Raw genomic sequence first — 6,355 nt, 5'->3', positions numbered from 1 at the left:
GATTATAACTAATAACTTATATGCGGTCATGCTTCGCCCTCCTCAAAAGTGAGATACACCCTGAAAACCTTTGTATCTCTCATTGATCGACGAGTCTCGATCCCCCTCGCATCCCCCTTAAGAAGGGGGACTTTGAGAATACTCTTGTCCCCCCCTTAAGAAGGGGGCTAGGGGGGATCGAGGGCCTAATCGTTAGACAGTTAACCGTAGAGTGTGGATACATCGACAATCCTCAAGAAAGAGCGACAATCTTATAGCGACGCACCTCTTCTTTTCAATGCCTAAGGAAACAAACCCAACATTTTTCTTGTAGCAAGCTTTTTGATAAATAGTAGAATTATTGGGATCTAATTAATGAATGACAAACCTGATTTACATTACGAATATCAAGTAGGTGGTAGTTTACCTGTAGATGCACCAACCTATGTCAGGAGACAAGCTGACCAAGATTTTTATAATGGATTAAAAGCCGGAGAATTTTGTTACGTTCTCAACTCGCGACAGATGGGGAAATCCAGCTTGCGGGTGCAAACAATGGCTAGATTGCAGGAGGAAGGATTTGCCTGTGCTGCCGTTGATATTACAGCAATTGGTACTTCAGACATTACTCCTAAAGAGTGGTATTTCGGAATAATTGACTCCCTGGTAAACAGTTTTGAACTCTACAATAATTTCGATTCCTATGAATGGTGGACGAGTCACGAACTAATGTCTCCTGTCCAATGTTTCAGCAAGTTTATCCCAGAGGTATTGCTTGAATATATTGATAAATCTATCGTTATATTTGTCGATGAAATTGACAGCGTATTGGCTTTACCATTTAATATAGATGATTTTTTTGCAGTGATTCGCGATTGTTTTAACCAGCGTGCAGACAAGCCAGAATATAACCGTTTAACCTTTGCTTTGATTGGGGTAGCGACGCCTGCCGATTTGATAAGCAATCAACTTCGCACTCCGTTTAATATTGGGCGTGCCATTGAGTTAACGGGTTTTCAATTAGCAGAAGCACAACCTTTAGCAGTAGGCTTAGAAACTCAAACAGAAAATTCTCAAGCGTTGTTAGAAGCGATATTATCTTGGACGGGCGGACAGCCATTTTTAACGCAAAAAGTTTGTAAATTACTAAAAATTTATCTGAATTCCGAATTAACCGAGACTCCCCCTGATTTGGTAACATATTTAGTCGAAAAGAAGGTGATTAAAAATTGGGAAGGACAGGATGAGCCAGAGCATTTAAAGACGATTCGAGACCGCATTTTACGCAGCCAACAACGTACCAGTCGGTTGCTGGGGATATATCAGCAAATTTTGCAACACAATGAGATAGCCGCCGATCATACTCCCGAACAAATGGAACTACGTTTAACAGGTTTGGTAGTTAAACAATCTGGTAAACTTAAATTTTATAACCGAATTTATCAATCTGTTTTTACTGCTGATTGGGTAGAAAAACAATTAGCAAATCTCCGCCCCTACAGCGAAAGTTTTAAAGCTTGGCAAGATTCAGATTGCCAAGATGAATCGCGACTGTTGCGGGGTCAGGCGTTGGAAGATGCTCAAACTTGGGCGGCCGGCAAAAGTTTGAACGATTTAGATTATCAGTTTTTAAATGCCAGTCGGGAATTACAACAACGGGGAGTTGAACGAGATTTAGCAGCTCAGAGACAAGCTAATCAAATTTTGACTGAAGCGAATCAGACGCTAACCAAGGCACAGCAAAAGGCACGAAAAATTACAATTGCGACTTCTGTTTTTGCTGGGGTGGCTATGTTAATTGCAACTGGGGTAACTTTTTTTGCCTGGAAACAAGTCACTCAAGCTATTAATTTATCAAATACCATCCAGGAAAGTGCTTTTTCCAATCAATCATTTATTTCTGGACAGACATTTCAAGCACTGCTGGAAGCATTGAAGGCAGGGCAAGGATTCAAACAACTAGATGCTTCAGCCGACACGACAAAAGAGATCAAAGGACAAGTGATGGGTGCGCTGCAACAAGCAGTTTCCGAAGTAAAAGAGCGCAATAGTTTGGAAGGGTTTACCAATTCGGTCTGGAGCGTCGCCTTTAGTCCAGATGGCAAGACCTTGGCTTCTGCTAGCGGTGACAACACCATCAAACTGTGGAACCTGCAAAACCAAAAAAACATCAAAACCCTCACCGGGCATAGCCGTTTGGTCAGAAGCATCGCATGGAGTCGCGATGGCAAGACATTAGCTTCTGCTAGCAATGACAAGACCATCAAACTGTGGAACCTGCAAACCGGAAAACCCATCGCTACTCTCACTGGACATAGCAATGAGGTCAGTAGCGTCGCTTTTAGTCCAGATGGCAAGACATTGGCTTCTGCTAGCGGTGACAAAACCATCAAACTGTGGAACCTGCAAACCCAAAAAGAACTCGCTACCCTCAGCGGACATAGCAGTTTTGTCAATAGCGTCGCCTTTAGTCCAGATGGCAAGACCTTGGCTGCTGCTAGCGGTGACAAAACCATCAAACTGTGGAACCTACAAACCCAAAAAGAACTCGCTACCCTCAGCGGAGATAGCAGTTTTGTCAATAGCGTTGCCTTTAGTCCCGATGGCAAGACCTTGGCTGCTGCTAGCGCTGACGGCACCATCAAACTGTGGAACTTGCCAACCCAAACAGCTATCCCCGCCCTCACTGGACATAGCAGTTTTGTCAATAGCGTTGCCTTTAGTCCCGATGGCAAGACATTGGCTTCTGCAAGCGCTGACAAGACCATCAAACTGTGGAACCTGCAAACCAAAGAAGCCATTGCCACCCTCAGCGGACATAGCAGTTTTGTCAATAGCGTCGGCATAAGTCCCGATGGCTTGACCTTAGCTTCTGCTAGCGGTGACAACACCATCAAACTGTGGAACCTGCAAACCAAAGAAGCCATTGTCACCCTCAGCGGGCATAGCAGTTTTGTCAATAATGTCGCATGGAGTCCAAATAGCTTAACTTTGGCTTCTGCTAGCGATGACAACACCATCAAACTGTGGAACCTAGACACTGGAAAACCCATCACCACCCTGACGGGGCATAGCAATCCGGTCACTAGCGTCGCATGGAGTCCCGATGGCTTAACTTTGGCTTCTGCTAGCGATGACAAGACCATCAAATTGTGGAACCCACAAACTCAAAAAAACATCACAACCCTCACCGGGCATAGCAATCCGGTCTATAGCGTCGCATGGAGTCCCGATGGCTTGACCTTGGTTTCTGCTAGCGCTGATAAGACCATCAAACTGTGGAACCTGCAAACCCAAAAAACGATCGCAACCCTCACCGGGCATAGCGATTGGGTCAATAGCGTCGCATGGAGTCCCGATGGCTTGACCTTGGCTTCTGCTAGCAATGACAAGACGATCAAACTATGGAACCTGCAAACCCGAACACCCATCACGCTCACCGGACATAGCGATCGGGTCAATAGCGTCGCATGGAGTCCCGATGGCAAGACTTTGGCTTCTGCTAGCGCTGACAAGACGATCAAACTGTGGAACTTGCAAACCCAAAAACCGATCAAAACCCTCATTGGGGATAGCAGTGGAGTCAATAGCATCGCATGGAGTCCTGATGGCTTAACTTTGGCTTCTGGTAGTTATGACAAGACGATCAAACTGTGGAACCTGCAAACGCAGAAGGCACTCGCTACCCTCACCGGGCATAGCGATCGGGTCTATAGCGTCGCATGGAGTCCAGATGGCAAGACATTGGCTTCTGCTAGCGCCGACAAGACCATCAAACTGTGGACTTGGGATTTTGATCGACTGATGGCATTAGGCTGCAATTGGATCAGCGATTATCTCAGAACAAACCCGAAAGTGACCGCAGAGGATAAACAGATGTGTTCTGATTACCTCAACCCAAAGTCAATCAAATAAAACTAGGCAAAAACAGCCAGCAAAATGCTCGCACTACATTTTTTTCACCATAACTTCCACCTTTTCTGTCGTCCATTCCTCACTCGCATCAGTCACAACCCTAATATTGCGCTGCGGGTTATCTTCATCCACAACCGCCGCCAATAATTCTCCCAACGCAGTAGTAGGATTTTTATCACCAATTCCTGGACGAGGTTGGTCTAAGGCTGGCAACTCTAATAACTCAAAATTCGTTGCATCCACTGTCGCAAATACTTTAATGACATCTACCCCTTCTTGATAATTTTCTGGTAATTCCATGTTAAAATTAGTTCCTTTGGATGATTCGGGGTCTACAGGTTCACCACCAAGACCTTTAGGGTAGAATTTGACAATACTAAAATCGGCCTGGAGCACCAAAGCCGAAATATTTAAAACTTGCTTAGATTCATTGTAAATTCGCAGGGTAATTTTTTCACCTGAGTCCAACACCGGCACCTGACCATCAGCATTCAAAACTACCTCTTGTCGTTTAACTGATTTAATCACTTCCACCTTAAGTTTGCCATTCAAACGAGCAGAAGCATCCTCATTATCTAGTTTTAAAATACTTTCATACCTGGCAATATGAATTAATCGATTAATGAGATTTTTGCTGGCTTCAGGTTCATCGACTTTGATCGGAAACAGAAGATTTTTGATAGGTTCTTTATTCGCATCCAAAATCCAATATTCCCCTTCAGAATTCAGGGAAACAAAATAATCCACATTCTCATCTTTCTCTGCTTCCGAACAGAATTCTATCCAGCGATGACCTTCAACTTGCTCTTTTTTTGCTTTGAGGATATCTGGCAGCCTTGCCACATTTACACCAGAAATTTGCGGTAACCGGTCAGGCAGAATAACCCGAACTTTCCGAATTTGTTTCAACCCTGGACTCAAATAGACAGCAGGGGAACCAATTTCAATCATTCCTTCTATTAATTTAGGTTTGAGTTCTCTGGTTGTAAATTCGTTGTGTAGCCCCGTTACTTCTGCCCAACAGTCCGATGCGCCCAACTCTACAACTTTAACCGTTGCAATTCGCTGTTCGCTGTCCTCAAAATTCCGCGTCCCGAATCGAAAAATATCGAATTCTGCTCCTTGTTTAAGGCCGCTAGCTTCACCCATTTGCAACTGGACTCGGTTTTTTGTAATATCTACCTTCATCACGGGAGCGTTACGGCTAGCAACGACAGATCGATCGCCCAAAAAAGAGCGATTTGTCTCGCCAATCAACATCGGTGTTTGTCGGTCAAAGTCATTGTGGACTAGATTAGAAATTTGATTGAACAAATGTTCTACAGGAATCTCTGTCCCGTATTGTCGCAAAGCTTTTAGTAAATAATAAGTCAAAGCGCCGTTGCGTTCCGTCCCTTCAAAAACCTTTTCATAAGCGAATTCCTGAGCGCGACAAGCTGCTATTAAGGTATAACCTTTTGGTTCTGGCAACAAACCATTGACGACGGTAATATTGCGGCTATTTGCTGTTAAGGTTTGCCAATTTTGTGCTAATTCCTGAAGCGGTGCAACTAAACTATCAGTTGGTCGGGGAGTAGTGTCAATAAAACCTTCACCGCGAATCCGGTCATCTCCGCTCATTTCTCTGGTTGCGCCACCCGAATGACAGCTATCGAGTACCAGCGTTACAACTAACTCTTTTTCTACCATTTCTTCCAGGAGTTTGGCCAATTCCAAATCGCGCAAATAGCGTGAGTTTGGTTGACCGATATCTGTGGGAACTAAGGCTTCATCTAAACCACCAAAACCCTTGAGGCTTTCAAAAATAGTTTTCGCCCGTCCGCCGTGCCCGGAGTAGTGAATATATACTCGGTCTTGCGGTTGGGCTTTGGCTGTTAGTTCTTTGAATTTGGCGACGATATTCTCATAAGTTGGTAGGAGTTCCGGGGGTTCTTGGGGTTGGTCAGGATTGTCGGAAGCCGTCGCGGTGAGTTTAATAATTTGGTCTGGTGTGAGGTGGAATGTGTCTTTTAAATAGGTTTCGACGTGGTTAATATCTTGGACGCATCCCCGCAAGTTTTTGTAGCAGTTACCTTCTGGTAAACGATGGGGGAAGTAGAAATTGATACCGATGAGGAGGGCGTAAAAGTTGGGGGTTGAGTTGGTCATGGTTGTTGCTGGGTAAGGGGCTTGGGAAAAATTTGATTTTTATATTAGGTTTGAAATCAGAGTTTTTATGCAGTTTTTGAGATGGATTTGTAATTTTAAAGAAATCGGTTGCCAAAAGCCTATTGACTCGTAGGAATACCATCGCACAAATGTTTATCGCTGTCGCTGACATGGGGACTGTTTTGCAAATAGGGACGCACCCAGTCACAGCCGCGCTTGCGTAAATCATCAAAATTGAAATTCCACAAAATTATTGTTTTGTCATCGCTAGCAGAAGCTAATGTCTTGCCATCGGGACTCCATGCGACGCTAT

The 6,355-nt window shown here is 44.4% G+C and carries 3 protein-coding genes; 1 reads left to right on the top strand and 2 read right to left on the bottom strand.

Annotation, left to right across the window (positions count from 1 at the left end; translation table 11 throughout):
- Positions 1–354: 354 nt before the first annotated feature.
- The gene (locus QT974_RS26025) at positions 355–3,894 is read left to right on the top strand and encodes an AAA-like domain-containing protein (RefSeq protein WP_333471304.1); all 3,540 of its coding nucleotides are present in this window, start codon (positions 355–357) and stop codon (positions 3,892–3,894) included.
- Between the two features lie 33 nt (positions 3,895–3,927).
- On the opposite strand, the gene QT974_RS26020 is transcribed toward QT974_RS26025, so the two are convergent.
- Complete coding sequence (locus tag QT974_RS26020) at positions 3,928–6,042, bottom strand: caspase family protein (protein WP_333471303.1); 2,115 nt, start codon at positions 6,040–6,042, stop codon at positions 3,928–3,930.
- A 119-nt stretch (positions 6,043–6,161) separates the two neighbouring features.
- A partial coding sequence (locus QT974_RS26015) for a hypothetical protein (protein ID WP_333471302.1) occupies positions 6,162–6,355 on the bottom strand: 194 nt, incomplete at its 5' end.

Source organism: Microcoleus sp. BM001215392 (genome assembly GCF_036700185.1).
Classification (GTDB): Bacteria; Cyanobacteriota; Cyanobacteriia; order Cyanobacteriales; family Microcoleaceae; genus Microcoleus.
Note: the sequence above shows the minus strand (reverse complement) of the source record. Positions and strands in the feature narration are given on the sequence as shown.